Source organism: Streptomyces sp. NPDC047515 (assembly GCF_040643055.1).
GTDB lineage: Bacteria > Actinomycetota > Actinomycetes > Streptomycetales > Streptomycetaceae > Streptomyces.
The window spans coordinates 1-15,702 of the sequence record NZ_JBEYTM010000035.1; the positions used below are offsets into that span (position 1 = coordinate 1).

General features: G+C 68.7%; 15 protein-coding genes. 6 read left to right on the forward strand and 9 right to left on the reverse strand.

What is annotated here, in order from left to right; genetic code table 11:
• Positions 1-384: 384 nt before the first annotated feature.
• Entirely contained in the window at positions 385-1,026 is a 642-nt protein-coding gene (locus ABZ826_RS25535; protein ID WP_361452633.1) for a DNA-3-methyladenine glycosylase, read from the reverse strand.
• 73 nt (positions 1,027-1,099) lie between these two features.
• On the opposite strand from ABZ826_RS25535, the gene ABZ826_RS25540 reads away from it, so the two are divergent.
• The 3 genes from ABZ826_RS25540 (at position 1,100) to ABZ826_RS25550 (ending at position 3,129) form a co-directional block, all read left to right on the forward strand.
• Positions 1,100-1,882, forward strand: a complete 783-nt coding sequence (locus tag ABZ826_RS25540) for a sporulation protein (RefSeq protein WP_361452636.1) — start codon at positions 1,100-1,102, stop codon at positions 1,880-1,882.
• A 52-nt stretch (positions 1,883-1,934) separates the two neighbouring features.
• Positions 1,935-2,465, forward strand: coding sequence for a YbhB/YbcL family Raf kinase inhibitor-like protein (locus ABZ826_RS25545; protein WP_361452639.1), 531 nt, complete (start codon positions 1,935-1,937; stop codon positions 2,463-2,465).
• Positions 2,466-2,622: 157 nt separating this feature from the next.
• Positions 2,623-3,129, forward strand: coding sequence for an HNH endonuclease (locus ABZ826_RS25550; protein WP_361452642.1), 507 nt, complete (start codon positions 2,623-2,625; stop codon positions 3,127-3,129).
• A gap of 61 nt (positions 3,130-3,190) precedes the next feature.
• Here ABZ826_RS25550 and ABZ826_RS25555 read toward each other — a convergent pair whose 3' ends face one another.
• The 4 genes from ABZ826_RS25555 to ABZ826_RS25570 form a co-directional block, all read right to left on the reverse strand.
• Positions 3,191-3,958, reverse strand: a complete 768-nt coding sequence (locus tag ABZ826_RS25555) for a sulfite exporter TauE/SafE family protein (protein WP_361452645.1) — start codon at positions 3,956-3,958, stop codon at positions 3,191-3,193.
• A gap of 62 nt (positions 3,959-4,020) precedes the next feature.
• On the reverse strand, positions 4,021-4,950 hold the full coding sequence (locus tag ABZ826_RS25560; protein ID WP_361452648.1) for an SPFH domain-containing protein: 930 nt from the start codon (positions 4,948-4,950) through the stop codon (positions 4,021-4,023).
• A 146-nt stretch (positions 4,951-5,096) separates the two neighbouring features.
• Positions 5,097-5,525 carry an NfeD family protein gene (locus tag ABZ826_RS25565; protein WP_361452651.1) on the reverse strand — a complete coding sequence of 143 codons (429 nt, stop codon included), beginning with the start codon at positions 5,523-5,525 and terminating at the stop codon, positions 5,097-5,099.
• A gap of 104 nt (positions 5,526-5,629) precedes the next feature.
• Positions 5,630-6,427: an ABC transporter ATP-binding protein gene (locus ABZ826_RS25570; RefSeq protein ID WP_361452654.1), complete on the reverse strand. Its 798-nt coding sequence runs from the start codon at positions 6,425-6,427 to the stop codon at positions 5,630-5,632.
• Positions 6,428-6,570: 143 nt separating this feature from the next.
• Between ABZ826_RS25570 and ABZ826_RS25575 the strand changes: the two genes are divergently transcribed.
• On the forward strand, positions 6,571-7,350 hold the full coding sequence (locus ABZ826_RS25575; protein WP_361452657.1) for a hypothetical protein: 780 nt from the start codon (positions 6,571-6,573) through the stop codon (positions 7,348-7,350).
• A gap of 179 nt (positions 7,351-7,529) precedes the next feature.
• On the opposite strand, the gene ABZ826_RS25580 is transcribed toward ABZ826_RS25575, so the two are convergent.
• From ABZ826_RS25580 to ABZ826_RS25590, 3 genes are all read right to left on the reverse strand, one after another.
• Entirely contained in the window at positions 7,530-7,778 is a 249-nt protein-coding gene (locus ABZ826_RS25580; RefSeq protein WP_361452660.1) for a chaplin family protein, read from the reverse strand.
• 145 nt (positions 7,779-7,923) lie between these two features.
• Positions 7,924-8,568, reverse strand: coding sequence for a response regulator transcription factor (locus tag ABZ826_RS25585; RefSeq protein ID WP_361452663.1), 645 nt, complete (start codon positions 8,566-8,568; stop codon positions 7,924-7,926).
• Complete coding sequence (locus ABZ826_RS25590) at positions 8,561-9,706, reverse strand: GAF domain-containing sensor histidine kinase (RefSeq protein WP_361452666.1); 1,146 nt, start codon at positions 9,704-9,706, stop codon at positions 8,561-8,563. Before ABZ826_RS25590 ends, ABZ826_RS25585 begins: the two co-directional genes overlap by 8 nt.
• A 729-nt stretch (positions 9,707-10,435) precedes the next feature.
• Here ABZ826_RS25590 and ABZ826_RS25595 point away from each other — a divergent pair.
• A complete protein-coding gene (locus ABZ826_RS25595; RefSeq protein ID WP_361452669.1) occupies positions 10,436-11,179 on the forward strand; it encodes a transglycosylase SLT domain-containing protein in 744 nt (247 codons plus the stop codon).
• A 113-nt stretch (positions 11,180-11,292) separates the two neighbouring features.
• Here the strand turns inward: ABZ826_RS25595 and ABZ826_RS25600 are convergent, their stop codons facing one another.
• Positions 11,293-13,878 carry an FHA domain-containing protein gene (locus ABZ826_RS25600; RefSeq protein WP_361452672.1) on the reverse strand — a complete coding sequence of 862 codons (2,586 nt, stop codon included), beginning with the start codon at positions 13,876-13,878 and terminating at the stop codon, positions 11,293-11,295.
• Between the two features lie 386 nt (positions 13,879-14,264).
• Here ABZ826_RS25600 and serB point away from each other — a divergent pair, with 386 nt between their 5' ends.
• Entirely contained in the window at positions 14,265-15,521 is a 1,257-nt protein-coding gene (serB, locus tag ABZ826_RS25605) for a phosphoserine phosphatase SerB (protein WP_361452675.1), read from the forward strand.
• The last annotated feature ends 181 nt before the right edge of the window (positions 15,522-15,702 follow it).

Genomic DNA, 15,702 nt, shown 5'->3' on the forward strand with positions numbered 1-15,702 from the left:
GCGTTTCCGACTCTATCAGACTCTTTCGTGTCCGATTCCCGGTCGAAGCGGGGCCGCTTTCCAGTTCCACGCTTTCGCGTTTCCCTTTCCGGCGATTCCAACCTTACCAGACTCTTTTCTTACCGTTTCCGGTTCGAATTTGAATTCCGGTGGCCTTTGGAGTGGCCTTGCCTTTCGGCGTGTCCACTACATTAGTCGATTTCCTTGGCGACTCATAATCGAGTCGATGGGGTCGAATTACGGCATGCCGAATTCGCACCCGCCAGGGTGAATCGTAGGTAGTGGTTGGCCACTTCGGGATGCTCGGGCGGCCCAATGGACCGTACCGACAGCAGTGCCCGTTTCAAGCGGCTCGGACTACATTAGGTGGCTCCCATGGGCGAGTCAAGTTGCGCGGCGGCGTGGCACATGGGCTCGGTACGGGCTCACCGTGGGGTCTCCGTCGATCCAGAAACGCCAGGGCTGTGCGGCTCCGTCACCGCCCACTCCGGTGCGCGGACCGTTGCGTACCTGGTCCCGGGGTGGAGGGGCGCCGTGCAGCACGGACAGCGAGGCCTCGGGGTGGGCGATGGCGTCGGTGCCGTTCAGGGCGCGGTCGACGTCGAGCGCGGTGGCCAGTCGGGCCGGGCCTTTGGCCAGTTCCTTGTCATTGCGGGCCGAGAGTCGACGTTTGCGGGTGAGGTCGGCGCCGACCTGAATGTCGCCGGCCCGCAGCAGGACTCCGGATGCCTTGCCCTCCGGGCCGCACACCAGGTTCAGGCAGTGCCACATCCCGTACGTGAAGTACACGTACGCGTGACCGGGCGGCCCGTACATGACGCTGTTGCGCGGGGTGCGGCCTCTGAACGCATGCGATCCCGGGTCGATCTCGCCCGCGTAGGCCTCCACCTCGGTGAGGCGCAGTTCGATGGGGCCTTCGGGGGTGCTGCGTACCAGGGTGCGGCCCAGGAGGTCGGGTGCCACGTCCAGTACGGGGCGGTCGAAGAAGTCGCGTGTCAGCGGGGTACGGTCCAGGCCCTCGATCATGGCGTTCGAGGCTACCTGGAACCGGCCACGGTCGTGACGCGTATCTAGGGGTCAGGACCAAGGAGGAGTGAACATGGGCTTCAAGCGGCTGCTCGCGAGCATGGGTGCCGGTGGTGCCTCGGTGGAGACCGAGCTGACCGAACTCAATGTCGTACCGGGTGGGGTCGTCCAGGGCGAGGTCCGGATCCAGGGCGGATCCGTGGATCAGCGGATCGAGGGGCTCTCCGTCGGTCTGCAGGCCCGGGTCGAGGTCGAGGGCCAGGACACCGAGACCAAGCAGGACATCGAGTTCACCACGCTTCGGCTCGGCGGCGCGTTCGAGGTGCAGGCCGGTGCCGTGCACGTCGTGCCGTTCGGGCTCGAAATTCCCTGGGAGACGCCGATCACGATGTTCGCCGGTCACCAGCTGCACGGCATGAACATCGGTGTGACCACGCAGCTGGAGATCGCGCGGGCGCTGGACTCGGGCGACCTGGACCCGATCAATGTGCACCCGCTGCCGGTCCAGCAGGCCATTCTCGACGCCTTCGGTCAGCTCGGTTTCGGCTTCCGCAGTGCGGACATGGAGCGCGGCCACATTCGCGGTACGCGCCAGCGGCTGCCCTTCTATCAGGAGATCGAGTTCGTCCCGCCGCAGCAGTACCGCGGGCTGAACCAGGTCGAGCTGACGTTCGTCGCGGACGCCCGCGAGATGGACGTCGTGCTGGAGATGGACAAGAAGTCCGGGCTGTTCAGCGAGGGCAGCGACTCGTACCGCACGTTCAAGGTCGGGCTGAACGACTTCCACGGGACCGACTGGGCGGCGTACCCCAATCAGTGGCTCGCCGAGGTCGGCGGTCGGCGCAACTGGCTCTAGGGTCGGTGGGAGACCTGCTGACAGCAGTAGAGCGATCAGGAGAGGTGCTGACGTGACCGAGCCGAAGAGGGCGCCGCTGCCGCACGACTTCCATCCCGAGGTGCCGTCCTTCACGGTGGTGAGCGAGGATCTCGCCCCCGGTGCCGTTCTGGCGGACGCCCAGGTGTTCGCGGCCGGGAACATCTCACCGCAGCTGCGGTGGGAGGGGTTCCCGGTCGGGACCAAGAGCTTCGCCGTGACGTGCTTCGATCCCGACGCGCCGACGGGCAGCGGATTCTGGCACTGGGTGGTCTTCGACATCCCGGCCTCGGTCACGGAGCTGCCGGCAGGTGCGGGCAGCGGGAAGTTCGAGGGGCTGCCCACCCGTGCCGTACAGGTCCGTAACGACTACGGGTCGAAGGAGTTCGGCGGCGCGGCGCCGCCGGCCGGGGAGAACCACCGCTATGTCTTCACCGTGTACGCGGTGGACAGCGAGAAGCTGGGTGTCGACAGCGATGTGTCGCCCGCGGTCGTCGGATTCAATCTGCGGTTCCACACGCTGGGACGTGCCCAGCTGATCGGTGAGTACACAGGTCCCGCCTGATACCTGGTGAGCCGAGAATTCTCCCGCTGTTTGCCCTGCCCTGGTCCTGGAGAGATCAGGGCAGGGCATTTTTTTATTGCGTTGTCCATCACGGCCTGCCCGGCCAGAGTTGATCCGGGCCTGCCAGCGGGCGGGCGGCACACGGGAGGTGGGCGAGATGCGGGACACGCTGGTACTGAACGCGAGCTTCGAGCCGCTGTCGACGGTCACGCTGAAGCGTGCGGTGGTACTGATTCTGCAGGACAAGGCCGTCGTCGAGCAGTCGCATCCCGATCTCCGCATGCGTGGCGCCGCCGTGGACATTCCGGTGCCTCGGGTGATCAGGCTCTGCCGGTACGTACGGGTACCGTTCCGAAGACAGGCCCCGTGGTCCAGAAGGGGTGTGCTGATACGGGACCAGCACCGGTGCGCGTACTGCGGGCGGCGGGCGAACACCGTCGACCATGTGGTGCCGCGCGCCCAGGGCGGTCAGGACACCTGGCTCAACACGGTGGCGTCCTGCGCGGAGGACAATCACCGCAAGGCGGCCCGGACCCCGGAGCAGGCGGGGATGCCGCTGCTGCGGCAGCCCTTCGTGCCGTCTCCGGCGGAGGCGATGCTGCTGGCGATGGGAGCCGGTGAGCGGTCGGCGCTGCCTGAGTGGCTGGACCGTACCGCGGCGTAGTCGGCGTACGCGTCCTGCCGTACCGGAAGCCCGTCTCCTTGCGGAGGCGGGCTTGCGTGGGTCAGCGGAGCAGCAGCTGGACGATGGCGACCGTGCCGACCATGACGATGAGGACGCGCAGGACGACCGGGCTGAGGCGGCGGCCGACCTTGGCGCCTATCTGACCGCCGAGCGCGGAGCCGACCGCGATCAGTGCGACGGCCGTCCAGTCGAAGTCCGCGACGAAGAGGAAGAAGAGCGCGGCGATGCTGTTGACGACGGCCGCCAGGACGTTCTTGACGGCGTTGAGGCGCTGCATCGTGTCGTCGAGCAGCATGCCCATCAGGGAGAGATAGATGATCCCCTGGGCGGCGGTGAAGTACCCGCCGTAGACGCTGGCGAGCATCAGTCCGACGACGAGGAGCGGGCCGCCATCGGCGCGGGCGGGGGTACCGGTGTGTTCGCGTCGGCGCTGGACGGCTTTGCTGATGCGGGGTTGCAGGATGACCAGGACGAGGGCCAGGGCCACCAGGATCGGCACGATCGTCTCGAAGGCCGTCGAGGGCAGGGCCAGCAGAAGAGTGGCGCCGGTGAGGCCGCCGATCAGCGCACCGACCGCGAGCTTGAGGACGCGGCGGCCCTGCCCGGCGAGTTCCTTGCGGTAGCCGATGGCACCGCTGATCGAACCGGGGATCAGGCCGAGGGCGTTGGAGACGGTGGCGGTGACCGGGGGCAGACCGGTGGCGAGCAGCACGGGAAAGGTGATCAGCGTTCCCGATCCGACGATCGTGTTGATCGTGCCCGCGCTGATGCCCGCGGCGAAGACGGCGAGCATCTCCCAGGTGGTCATGGCGAATCCCCCGTGCATGATCGGTGCTTGGTGCATTGATCATGCACGAGGGCGTGTACGCGTCAGTCAACCGGGGGTTGTTCCCGGCGTTCCTTGCCGGTGTCGAATCCGGGGACGCCGGAGCCGAGGTTGCCGAAGGCGCCGCTGAGGCCCTTGAGCGCGTCGCCGATCTCGCTGGGCACGATCCAGAGCTTGTTGGCATCGCCCTCGGCGATCTTCGGGAGCATCTGGAGGTACTGATACGAGAGGAGCTTCTGGTCCGGGTCGCCGGCGTGGATGGACTCGAAGACCGTACGGATGGCCTGGGCCTCGCCCTCCGCGCGCAGGGCCGAGGCCTTGGCCTCACCTTCGGCGCGCAGGATCGCGGACTGCTTCTCGCCCTCGGCGGTGAGGATCGCGGACTGCCGGGTTCCTTCGGCCTGGAGGATCGCGGCGCGCTTGTCGCGGTCGGCGCGCATCTGCTTCTCCATCGAGTCCTGGATGGAGGTGGGCGGTTCGATCGCCTTGAGTTCGACGCGGTTGACGCGGATGCCCCACTTGCCGGTGGCCTCGTCGAGGACGCCGCGGAGGGCTGCGTTGATCTCCTCGCGGGAGGTCAGGGTCCGCTCCAGGTCCATGCCGCCGATGATGTTGCGCAGGGTGGTGACGGTGAGCTGCTCGATCGCCTGGATGTAGCTGGCGACTTCGTAGGTCGCGGCCCTCGCGTCGGTCACCTGGTAATAGATGACGGTGTCGATGTTGACGACCAGGTTGTCCTGGGTGATCACCGGCTGGGGCGGGAACGGGACGACCTGTTCACGGAGGTCGATGCGGTTCCTGATGGAGTCGATGAAGGGAACGACGATGTTCAGCCCCGCGTTGAGCGTGCGGGTGTAGCGGCCGAAGCGCTCCACGATGGCGGCGCTGGCCTGTGGGATGACCTGGATCGTCTTGATCAGGGCGATGAAGACGAGCACCACCAGAATGATCAGAACGATGATGATCGGTTGCATCGTGTTCCTCGTTGCCCTTCGGTTGCCGACGGATCGCGATGATCGAGGTCGAGTTCGTGGGAGGGGCCGTATGTCCCGACGGCCCCGATCTCATGATGATCGACTTCGAGTCTGACAGAACGTGCGCTGTCGTGTGGGTGGTTCGGTCACATGACGACTGCTGTGGCTCCATCGATGTCGACGACATCGACCTGTTGGCCCGGATCGAAGCTCTGGTCCCCGTCGAGTGCGCGGGCGGACCAGACCTCTCCGGCCAGCTTGATCCGGCCGCCGCTGCCGTCGACCCGTTCCAGGACGACTGCCTGACGACCCTTCAATGCATCTATTCCGGTGGCGAGTTGAGGCCGGTCCGCGCGGTGTCTGGTGGCGATCGGGCGGACCACGGCGATGAGCGCCACGGAGACCACGACGAAGACCAGCACTTGGGCCACGATGCCGCCGCCGAGTGCCGCGACGACCGCTGCGGCGACCGCCCCGACGGCGAACATGCCGAATTCGGGCATCGCGGTCAGGACGAGCGGGATGCCCAGTCCCACCGCACCGATCAGCCACCACACCCACGCTTCGATGTCCACGTGGTCATGGTAGGACCGCGGGTGCCCTCGCGGACAGGGCGCAGCAGGGCGGGCGCAACGTCGCCCGTGGAGACCGTCGGCCGGCCGTACCGGGCCGTGCCGTCCTAGGAGAGCGGAAGTCCGTGGGCCGTGTAGCGGTCGCCGGTGTGCTCGACGACGAGCGGCAGGCCGAAGCAGAGGGAGAGGTTGCGGGAGGTGAGCTCGGTCTCCATGGGGCCGGCGGCGAGCACCTTGCCCTGGCGGATCATCAGGACGTGGGTGAAGCCGGGGGCGATCTCCTCGACATGGTGGGTGACCATGATCATGGAGGGGGCGTACGGGTCACGGGCGAGGCGGCCGAGACGGCGGACCAGGTCCTCGCGGCCACCGAGGTCGAGTCCCGCCGCGGGCTCGTCCAGGAGCAGCAGTTCGGGGTCGGTCATCATGGCGCGGGCGATCAGGGTGCGCTTGCGCTCGCCCTCGGAGAGGGTGCCGAACTTCCGGTCGAGGTACTCGGTCATGCCGAGCCGGTCGAGGAAGGCACGGGCGCGCTCCTCGTCGACGGCTTCGTAGTTCTCGTGCCAGGTGGCGGTCATGCCGTACGCGGCGGTGAGCACCGTCTGCAGGACGGTCTGGCGCCTGGGCAGTTTCTCGGCCATGGCGATGCCCGCGATGCCGATGCGGGGGCGGAGCTCGAAGACGTCGGTGCCGACCCCGCCGAGTTGTTCGCCGAGGATCCTTGCGGAGCCGGTGCTCGGGAAGAGGTAGCTGGACGCGATGTTGAGGAGGGTGGTCTTGCCGGCGCCGTTCGGGCCGAGGATGACCCAGCGCTCCCCCTCCTTGACCTGCCAGGAGACGTCGTCCACCAGAGCGCGTCCGTCGCGGACCACGGATACGTCCACCAGCTCCAGTACATCGCTCATGGCGCGTTGTCTCCCCATGCAGTGTCGAGATCGTCGCGTGCCTGTGGGCACAGCTCCCAGGGAAATCTACGCCACCACGAGAGTACGCCAGGCGCTGGGCCCGTGTGACGACAGGCCCCCGCTCCGTTCCCTAGGCTGTTGCCATGCTTTCGGAACCACGCTCAGGGCTGCTGGCCGCTTGGGGAAACGCACTTCTCGCGGGACTCGTGTCCCCGGACGACGCGGCGCTCGCCATCGTCGCGGAGGACGCGGTGCACCGTGTGGAGGGACTGCCGGGTGAGGCGGGGCCGGTGGGGCTCACGCTGGCGCTCGGACGGTTGCGGCGTCTGGGGGTGACCGGCTTCCGGGTCGCGCTGCCGGCCCCCGGGCATCCGCTGGGGCTGAGCGGTCCGCCGGACTTCAACGCGCGGGCGTTGGAGGCCGAGGAGGCGGTGGTCACCGTCGGTGCGCCGTACGGGCTGGTGCCCGAGGTGTACGAGGTGGGCCCGGCAGGGGATCTGCACGTCGAGGTGGTGTGGCGGTGTCTGCCGGTGCGGGAGGCGCCGCCGGCCGATGTGCCGTCGCTGGGTGAGGCGGAGCGGGAGCTGGCCGAGGCGTTGCGGGATGCGACGGCGGTGCTGTCGCGGTTGGACGTGGCCGGTTCCGGGCCGGTGGCGGAGGCGGCGGTGGACGCGTACCGGGCGCGGGTGGAGCGGGGGCGCGAGGTGCTGGCTCCGGGGTATCCGCCGCGGGCGGTGCGGGTGCTGGAGCTGGCGCAGCGCGTCGGGCTGCTGATCTCGGTGGCGTACGAGAACGGGCACGGCGGGGCGGTGAGCGCGTCGGAGATCGCGGCCCGGGGGGAGGCGCTGCGACCGGTGGAGCGGGTCGCTCGGCGGGCGCAGGTTGCCGCGTACAACGCTTATGTGGAGGAGCGCGAGCGGTAGGGCTCGCAAGCGCGGCCGGGCGTCTCGTTGCCCCGAGACCCGGGGCCGGCCGGAGCGCCATGCGCTCGATCGCCGGACGGGCTTGGGCCCCTTGTGCCCGAGCGGACCTCCGGTGTCGGCGGGGGTGCCGCCGGACGGGCTCGATGCGCCCGTCCGGCGGCACAGGGCGGTGAGGCCGGTCAGCCGTTCAGGCCGAGGTTGCCGAAGGCCGGGTTGAGCAGGCCGATCACGTTGACGGTGTTGCCCACCACGTTCACCGGGACGTGTACCGGGACCTGGACGACGTTGCCGCTGACCACGCCCGGGGAGTGGGTCGCGGCGCCGTGGGCGCCCGCGCCGTGGCCGGTGGCGGAGGCCGCGCCGGCGCCGGCGGCGATGAGTCCACCGGCGATAGCGGTGACGGCAGCGGCCTTCTTCAGGTTCTTCACTTCAGGATCCTCCTAGCGTGGCTGCGGCCAGCCGCCGCAGCACCCTGGAGAACGCCTCGGAGTCGAACGGGTTGCGCCGTCCGGGTGACATACACCCGACAGTATGAATCTCCCACCGTAGGAAGACGGTCCGTTTCGGTGCCGCTCAGCCCGCCGCCCCGTGCCGGACGGCCCAGAGGGCGGCCTGCGTCCGGTCCGCGAGATCCAGCTTCATCAGGATGTTCGAGACGTGTGTCTTGACGGTCTTCTCGGAGAGGACCAGTGCGCGCGCGATCTCCCGGTTGGAACGGCCGTCTGCGATCAGGCCCAGTACTTCCCGTTCCCGTTCGGTGAGGGAGCTCCCCCGGCCCGTACCGCTGCCCGCGTCGTCCTGGGCGAGCAGGGCTCCCGCGACCTCGGGCTGGAGCAGGACGTGGCCCGCGTGCACCGAGCGGATGGCGCCGGCCAGGGCGTCCGGGTCGACGTCCTTGTACACGTAACCGGAGGCTCCGGCGCGCAGAGCGGGGACCACGGTGCGCTGCTCGGTGAAGCTGGTGACGATGAGGACCTTGGCCGGATTCTCCAGCTCGCGGAGCTTGCGCAGGGCCTCGATCCCGTCGGTGCCGGGCATCTTGATGTCCATCAGGACGACGTCGGGGCGGAGCTCCTCCGTCCTCGCCACCCCTTCGGCGCCGTCGGAAGCCTCGCCGACCACTTCGATGTCGTCCTGGACCTCCAGGAACGTACGCAGACCGCGGCGGACCACCTGGTGGTCGTCGACCAGCAGCACCCTGATGATCCGGTCAGCCACCGGGTACCTCCATCTCGATCATGGTGCCCTTGCCGGGCGCCGATTCAACGGTGAGTCTTCCGCCGACCCCGCTCGCGCGGTCCCGCATCGACACCAGGCCCAGGTGCCGGCCTGCCTGCCGGGTCGCCATGGGTTCGAATCCGCTGCCGTCGTCGGTGATCCGGAGCAGCGTGCCGCCGCCGTGCCGGGCCAGCGTGACATCGACGTGCTCGGCGCCCGAGTGGCGCAGTGCGTTGTGCAGGGCCTCCTGGGAGACCCGGAGCAGCGCTTCCTCCTGGGCGGCGGGCAGGGCCCGCACGCCCAGGCTCTCGAAGGTGACCCGGGCCGTGTGGGCCCGGTCCAGGACCTGGATCTGGGTACGGAGTGTGGCGATGAGGCCGTCCTCGTCCAGCGCGGCGGGGCGCAGTTCGACGACGGCGGCGCGCAGCTCGTCCACCGCTTCCGCGGCGAGCGCGGCGACCTGGTGCAGCTCGCCCTTGGCGCGGGCCGGATCCCGGTCGACCAGGGCGGTGGCGGCCTGTGCGGTGAGCCGCAGCGAGAACAGCTTCTGGCTGACCGCGTCGTGCAGCTCATGGGCGAGCCGGGACCGTTCCTCGGCGATGGTGAGCTCACGGCTCCGCTCGTACAGCCGGGCGTTGGTGAGGGCGATCGCCGCGTGCTGGGCGAGGATCGCCAGCAGCTCCTCGTCCTCTGCGGTGAACCCGCAGCTGCCTTCCGGCTTGGGGCAGCGCTTGTTGGCGAGGAAGAGCGCGCCGATGATCTCGTCGCCGTCCCGGATGGGGAGGCCGAGGAAGTCGGACATGTCGGGGTGGGCCGCGGGCCAGCCCTCGAAGCGGGGATCCTTTCGGACGTCGGCGAGACGCTCGGGCCTCGCCTCGTGGAGCATCGCGGCGAGGATGCCGTGCTGCCGGGGCAGGGGGCCGATGGCCTTCCACTGTTCGTCGCTGACGCCGTCGACGACGAACTGGGCGAAGCCGCCGTGGTCGTCGGGGACGCCCAGGGCCGCGTACTCGGCGTCCAGCAGCTCGCGGGCCGAGGCGACGATCGTCTTGAGGACGTCGCGTACTTCCAGGTGCCGGCTCATGGCGAGCAGCGCGGCACTCACCGCTGCGAGGCCCGACGGTGGGCGATGACTCATGACCTCACGGTACCGGCGGGGTGGGCACGTCGTATCAGCCTGCGGACGGCCGCTGACTAGGACGCGGGGACTAGGTCCAGCGACGAAACCGATCCCGTTCGTGGAAGATCACGCGCCGTGGAGCGTCGCGATCCCCCGCAGGTCCGGTGGGCCCCGCGGGAGCCGTGGTGGCCGCAGAGCGTCGAGCCCGGCTGCCGCTTGTCCCCGGGCGCCCCCTTGTATGGGCGTGAGGGATATGGGCGTGAGGGCAGCGGACACATGGGCGTGACGGCAGCTGACAAGCGGACGCGGACGCCCCCAGGAGCCCGGACCGGGTGCGGGCCGGTCAGGCCTACGGCTCCCGCCGTGGCCGGGCCCGCCTGCGTGGACGCGGGATCAGCTGCGTCCGGAGACGCCCAACTACCGTTACCCAATACGGAACCTAACACTCCGAATTGCTTGAGCAACGGTTAGTGAGTTTGTTACTCGGCCGGTGTGAGGCCGGGCATAGGACCCACATCACTTACGAAGCTCGCTAGTAGAGATGTAAGTGCCACATCAATGGGCATGAGCGCGGGCCGCGACGTTCGAGCGGGGCACCGATCCACTATCCGGGGTCGTACGTCACACCTTTGCCACCAAATTTTGCTGCCGCTAAGAATTGCACTCGTCCCCGACGGAGATGCGAAAACACCGCTTCCCGTCTTCGTCCTCCGTGAGGACTCCCGCGATTCGAAGAGGTACGTCTGTATGTCCATGTCCAGCATCCCCGGCAGTCGTCGTCGCCTGAACAAGACCCAGAAGCTCTCCGTCGCGGGCATCTCCGCCGTTGCCGTCGCCTCGCTCTCGTTCTCGCTCGTCCCCGCCAACGCGGAATCCAAGTCCGAGGCGCAGGCCCCCGCGGCCGCCGCCCCCGTGGTTCTCGCGTCGGCCGCCGGTACTCCCCAGGCCAAGGCGCTGCAGGCCAGCCTCATCGAGCAGCACTCCACCGCCGCGAACCTGGTCAAGGCCGCCGATCTCGCCAGGGCCGAGAAGGCCGAGGCCGCGGCGAAGGCCAAGGCAGCCGCCGCTGCCAAGGTCAAGGCCGAAGCCGAGGCTAAGGCCGCGGCCGTCGCCAAGAAGCGCAACGAGACGCAGGCCGCGAGCCGCTCCGAGGCGCGCACCCCGGTCTACGCCAACAACCTGGACGGCTGGATCAGGCAGTCCCTGGACATCATGCGGGCCCACGGCATCCCCGGCTCGTACGACGGTCTGCACCGCAACATCATGCGGGAGTCCAGCGGTAACCCGAACGCGATCAACGGCTGGGACATCAACGCCCGGAACGGCGTTCCGTCCATCGGCCTGCTGCAGATCATCAAGCCGACGTTCGACGCGTACCACGTCGCCGGTACGGCCTTCAGCCAGTACGACCCGGTCGCCAACATCACCGCCTCGGCCAACTACGCCGCCGACCGGTACGGCTCGATCGACAACGTCAACAGCGCGTACTGATCGAATCCGGACGTCCTCGGACGGCCCGTGCGTCGAACGGCATACGCCGAACGCCGGAGGGCGGTACCCCACGCGGGGTGCCGCCCTCCGGCGTTCGGTGCCGACGTACGCGCCTACTTGCGCATGACCTCCGGCTCGTGGCGGCGCAGCAGCTGCGCGACCGCGATGCCGCAGATGATGCCGAGGAACAGCAGCACCGAGATGTTGATCCCCCACTGGCCGGCCGAGTGCTCCCACAGCGGGTCCAGGTCGGTCGGGTCCTTCGGGTCCCACGGCGCCATGAGGTGCGAGAGGTCGAGCGTCGTGCCCGCACCGGCGATGGCCCAGCGGGACGGCATCAGCCAGGCGAACTGCTCCAGGCCGGGCGATCCGTACACCTGGAAGAGGACGCCGGTGAAGACGACCTGGACGATCGCGAACATGACGAGCAGCGGCATGGTCTTCTCGGAGGTCTTCACCAGCGAGGAGATGACCAGGCCGAACATCATCGAGGTGAAGCCGAGCGCGATGATCGTCAGGCAGATCTCGACGGCCGGCGGCATGATCAGGCCCTCTGCGGGCAGCTCACGGGTGGAGAATCCGATGCCGCAGATGATGACGCCCTGGAAGGCCGTGATCACGCCGAGGACGATCACCTTGGACATCAGATAGGCGGAACGGGAGAGACCGGTGGCCCGTTCCCGTTCGTAGATGACGCGTTCCTTGATCAGTTCTCGGACGGAGTTGGCCGCGCCGGAGAAGCACATGCCGACCGCGAGGATCAGCATGATCGTTCCGGCGGCCCCGTTGAACCGGGACGGCGGCTTCGGCGGCGCCAGACCGAAGTTGGCCGGGATGACCACGCTGACGATGCCGAGCACGGCGGGCAGGATCACCATCAGGCCCATGAAGCCCTTGTCGGACGCGATCACCGAGATGTAGCGGCGCATCAGTGTGAAGAGCTGAGCCGTCCAGCCCTGCGGCTTGGGCGGGCGCATCTGCTGCGGGGGCGGCATGTGTACGGACTGTACGGCGACGGCGTCGATGTCCGCGGCGTACATCTGGTAGTGCTGCGAACCGCGCCAGCGGCCCGCCCAGTCGTAGTCGCGGTAGTTCTCGAATGCGGAGAAGACATCGGCCCACGTGGTGTAGCCGAAGAAGTTGAGCGCCTCCTCCGGCGGGCCGAAGTAGGCGACGGAACCGCCCGGCGCCATGACGAGCAGCTTGTCGCAGATCGCCAGCTCGGCCACGGAGTGGGTGACGACGAGGACTGTACGGCCGTCGTCGGCCAGGCCACGCAGTAGCTGCATGACGTCGCGGTCCATGCCCGGGTCGAGGCCGGAGGTCGGCTCGTCCAGGAAGATCAGCGACGGCTTGGTGAGCAGCTCCAGTGCCACGGAGACACGCTTGCGCTGGCCGCCGGAGAGCGAGGTGACCTTCTTGTCCTTGTGGATGTCGAGCTTGAGCTCGGCGAGGACTTCGAGGATCCGGGCCTCGCGCTCGGCCTCGGTGGTGTCCGCGGGGAAGCGGAGCTTGGCCGCGTACTTGAGGGCCTTGGTGACGGTGAGTTCCTTGTGCAGGATGTCGTCCTGCGGGACCAGACCGATGCGCTGGCGCAGCTGGGCGAACTGCTTGTACAGGTTCCGGTTGTCGTAGAGGACGTCGCCCTGGTTGGCGGGCCGGTAGCCGGTGAGCGCCTTGAGCAGGGTGGACTTGCCGGAGCCCGACGGGCCGATGACCGCGACGAGCGACTTCTCCGGGACGCCGAAGGACACGTCCTTGAGGATCTGCTTCCCGCCGTCGACCGTCACCGTGAGGTGGCGGGCGGAGAAGGAGACCTCGCCGATGTCGACGAACTCCTCCAGCCGGTCGCCGACCAGGCGGAACGTCGAGTGACCGACACCGACGACGTCGTTCGGGCCGATGAACGCGGAGCCGGACTTCGAGAGCGGCTGACCGTTGACGTAGGTGCCGTTGTGGGATCCGAGGTCACTGATCTCGAAACGGCCGTCGGGGGTCGCGTGGAACTCGGCGTGGTGGCGCGAGACCTGGAGGTCGGAGACGACCAGTTCGTTCTCCAGCGCACGACCGATGCGCATGACACGGCCGAGGGCGAACTGGTGGAACGTGGTCGGGCTGCGGTCGCCGTAGACCGACGGTGCCCCCGCGGCACCGCCGGGCCCACCCGCGCCGGGCGTGTTCGCCCTGCCCTGCTGGTGCGGAAACTGAGGCTGTTGGGGCTGCGCGGGCTGCTGTGGCTGGCCCTGAGGGGCCTGCTGCCAGCCCTGCTGCGGCTGTTGTTGCTGCTGCGGGACGGAGGCCTGCCGACCCGGCCAGCCGGCACCGCCCTGCTGGGGCTGCTGGACGGGGGCCTGCGGCGTACCCGCCGCCTGCCCGCTGTACACATCGGCACCCGCGGCGGCAGAGATGCTCAGCCGCGGTCCGTCAGTGGCATTGCCCAGATGCACGGCGGAGCCGGGCCCTATTTCCAGCTGTTGGATGCGCCGCCCCTGCACATAGGTGCCGTTGGTGCTGCCGTGGTCCTCGATGAACCAACTCCGGCCCCCCCAGCTGATCGTGGCATGCCGCCACGACACCCTGGCGTCGTCGATCGTCAGGTCCCCCTGCGGATCGCGGCCCAAGCTGTACGACCTGGACGGATCGAGCGTCCAGGTCCTGCCATTCAATTCCAGTACGAGTTCCGGCACTCCGCGCCCCACTAGTTGTCCCCCGTGTTACCCCCGTTGCAGGGAGTCTAGGGATGCTGAACATCGTGGGGAACTATTCCAGGAGCAGTCCCGGATACGAAAGTCGGGCGGGGCGAAGACCCTGCCGGGACCTGCCGCGTCGCGCCGTAGCCCAGGGAGGAACGGGCGGAACGGGAGCGGAGAGCGGTAAGCACGCATGACTCGATATGAACCATGGGTGAACGGGGCATTACGGGACGCATCATTCCGTCGGGCCGGTGCCCGATCGTCGGACGTGCCCGCGTGCGTGCCGTCCGTCGACGCCCGCGCGCTCCGGGCGGGCCCGGGAGGCGGCGCGTTGTCCGACCCTCGGGACGGACCGCCGGTGCCACGAGGCGGACCGATACGGTGGGAGCACCATGAGCGCATCTCAGCCACCTCAGTCCTCCCCGTCTCCTGAGCCCCCTGAGTACCGTCAGGGGGCGGACACACCCACCCTTCTCGTGAAGATCTTCGGGAAGGACCGTCCCGGGATCACCGCCGGGCTCTTCGACACCCTCGCCGCCTACTCGGTCGATGTCGTCGACATCGAGCAGGTCGTCACCCGTGGCCGCATCGTCCTGTGCGCGCTGGTCACCACCCCGACCGCGGGCGGGACCACCGCGGGCGACCTGCGGGCCACCGTGCACAGCTGGGCCGAATCGCTGAAGCTGCAGGCCGAGATCATCTCCGGTACGGGTGACAACCGGCCGCGCGGCTACGGACGTTCCCATGTGACGGTGCTCGGGCACCCGCTGACCGCGGAGTCGACCGCCGCCATAGCGGCCACGATCACCTCGACCGGCGGCAACATCGACCGGATCTTCCGGCTCGCGAAGTATCCGGTCACCGCGGTCGAGTTCGCGGTATCGGGTGCCGGGACCGAGGAACTGCGGACGGCGCTGGCGACGGAGTCCGCCGGGATCGGTGTCGATGTGGCGGTCGTGTCGGCCGGGCTGAGCCGCCGGGCGCAGCGACTGGTCGTCATGGACGTCGACTCGACGCTCATCCAGGACGAGGTCATCGAGCTCTTCGCCGCCCATGCCGGGTGCGAGGACAAGGTCGCCGAGGTGACCGAGCAGGCGATGCGCGGCGAGCTCGACTTCGAGCAGTCGCTGCACGCACGGGTGGCGCTGCTGGCGGGGCTCGACGTGTCGGTGGTGGACAAGGTGCGCGCCGAGGTGCGGCTGACGCCTGGCGCCCGCACCCTGATCCGTACGCTGAAGCGGCTCGGCTACCAAGTAGGCGTGGTTTCGGGCGGGTTCACTCAGGTCACCGACGATCTGAAGGAACGGCTCGGGCTCGACTTCGCCTCTGCCAACACCTTGGAAGTGGTCGACGGCAAGCTCACCGGACGGGTCGTCGGTGACATCGTCGACCGGGCCGGCAAGGCCCGGCTGCTGCGCAGTTTCGCCGCGCAGGCAGGGGTGCCGCTGGCACAGACCGTGGCGATCGGTGACGGTGCGAACGACCTGGACATGTTGAACACCGCCGGGCTCGGGGTGGCCTTCAATGCCAAGCCGGTGGTCCGCGAGGCCGCGCACACCGCGGTGAACGTGCCGTTCCTGGACACCGTGCTGTATCTGCTCGGCATCACCCGCGAGGAGGTCGAGGCCGCCGACGGTCTCGTCGACTGACGCGTAGACCCGTACACACCTCCTCACGTACCCGCGCACCCGCGGACTCGCGCACTCACAGAAGAAGCAGGGCCCCGGTGGTTTCCGCACCGGGGCCCTGCTCCTACGTACGACGGGGGAGCCGCACGACGGCGAAACCGTACGACGGCACGGGGCTGTACAGCGGCGCGAGCCGTACAGC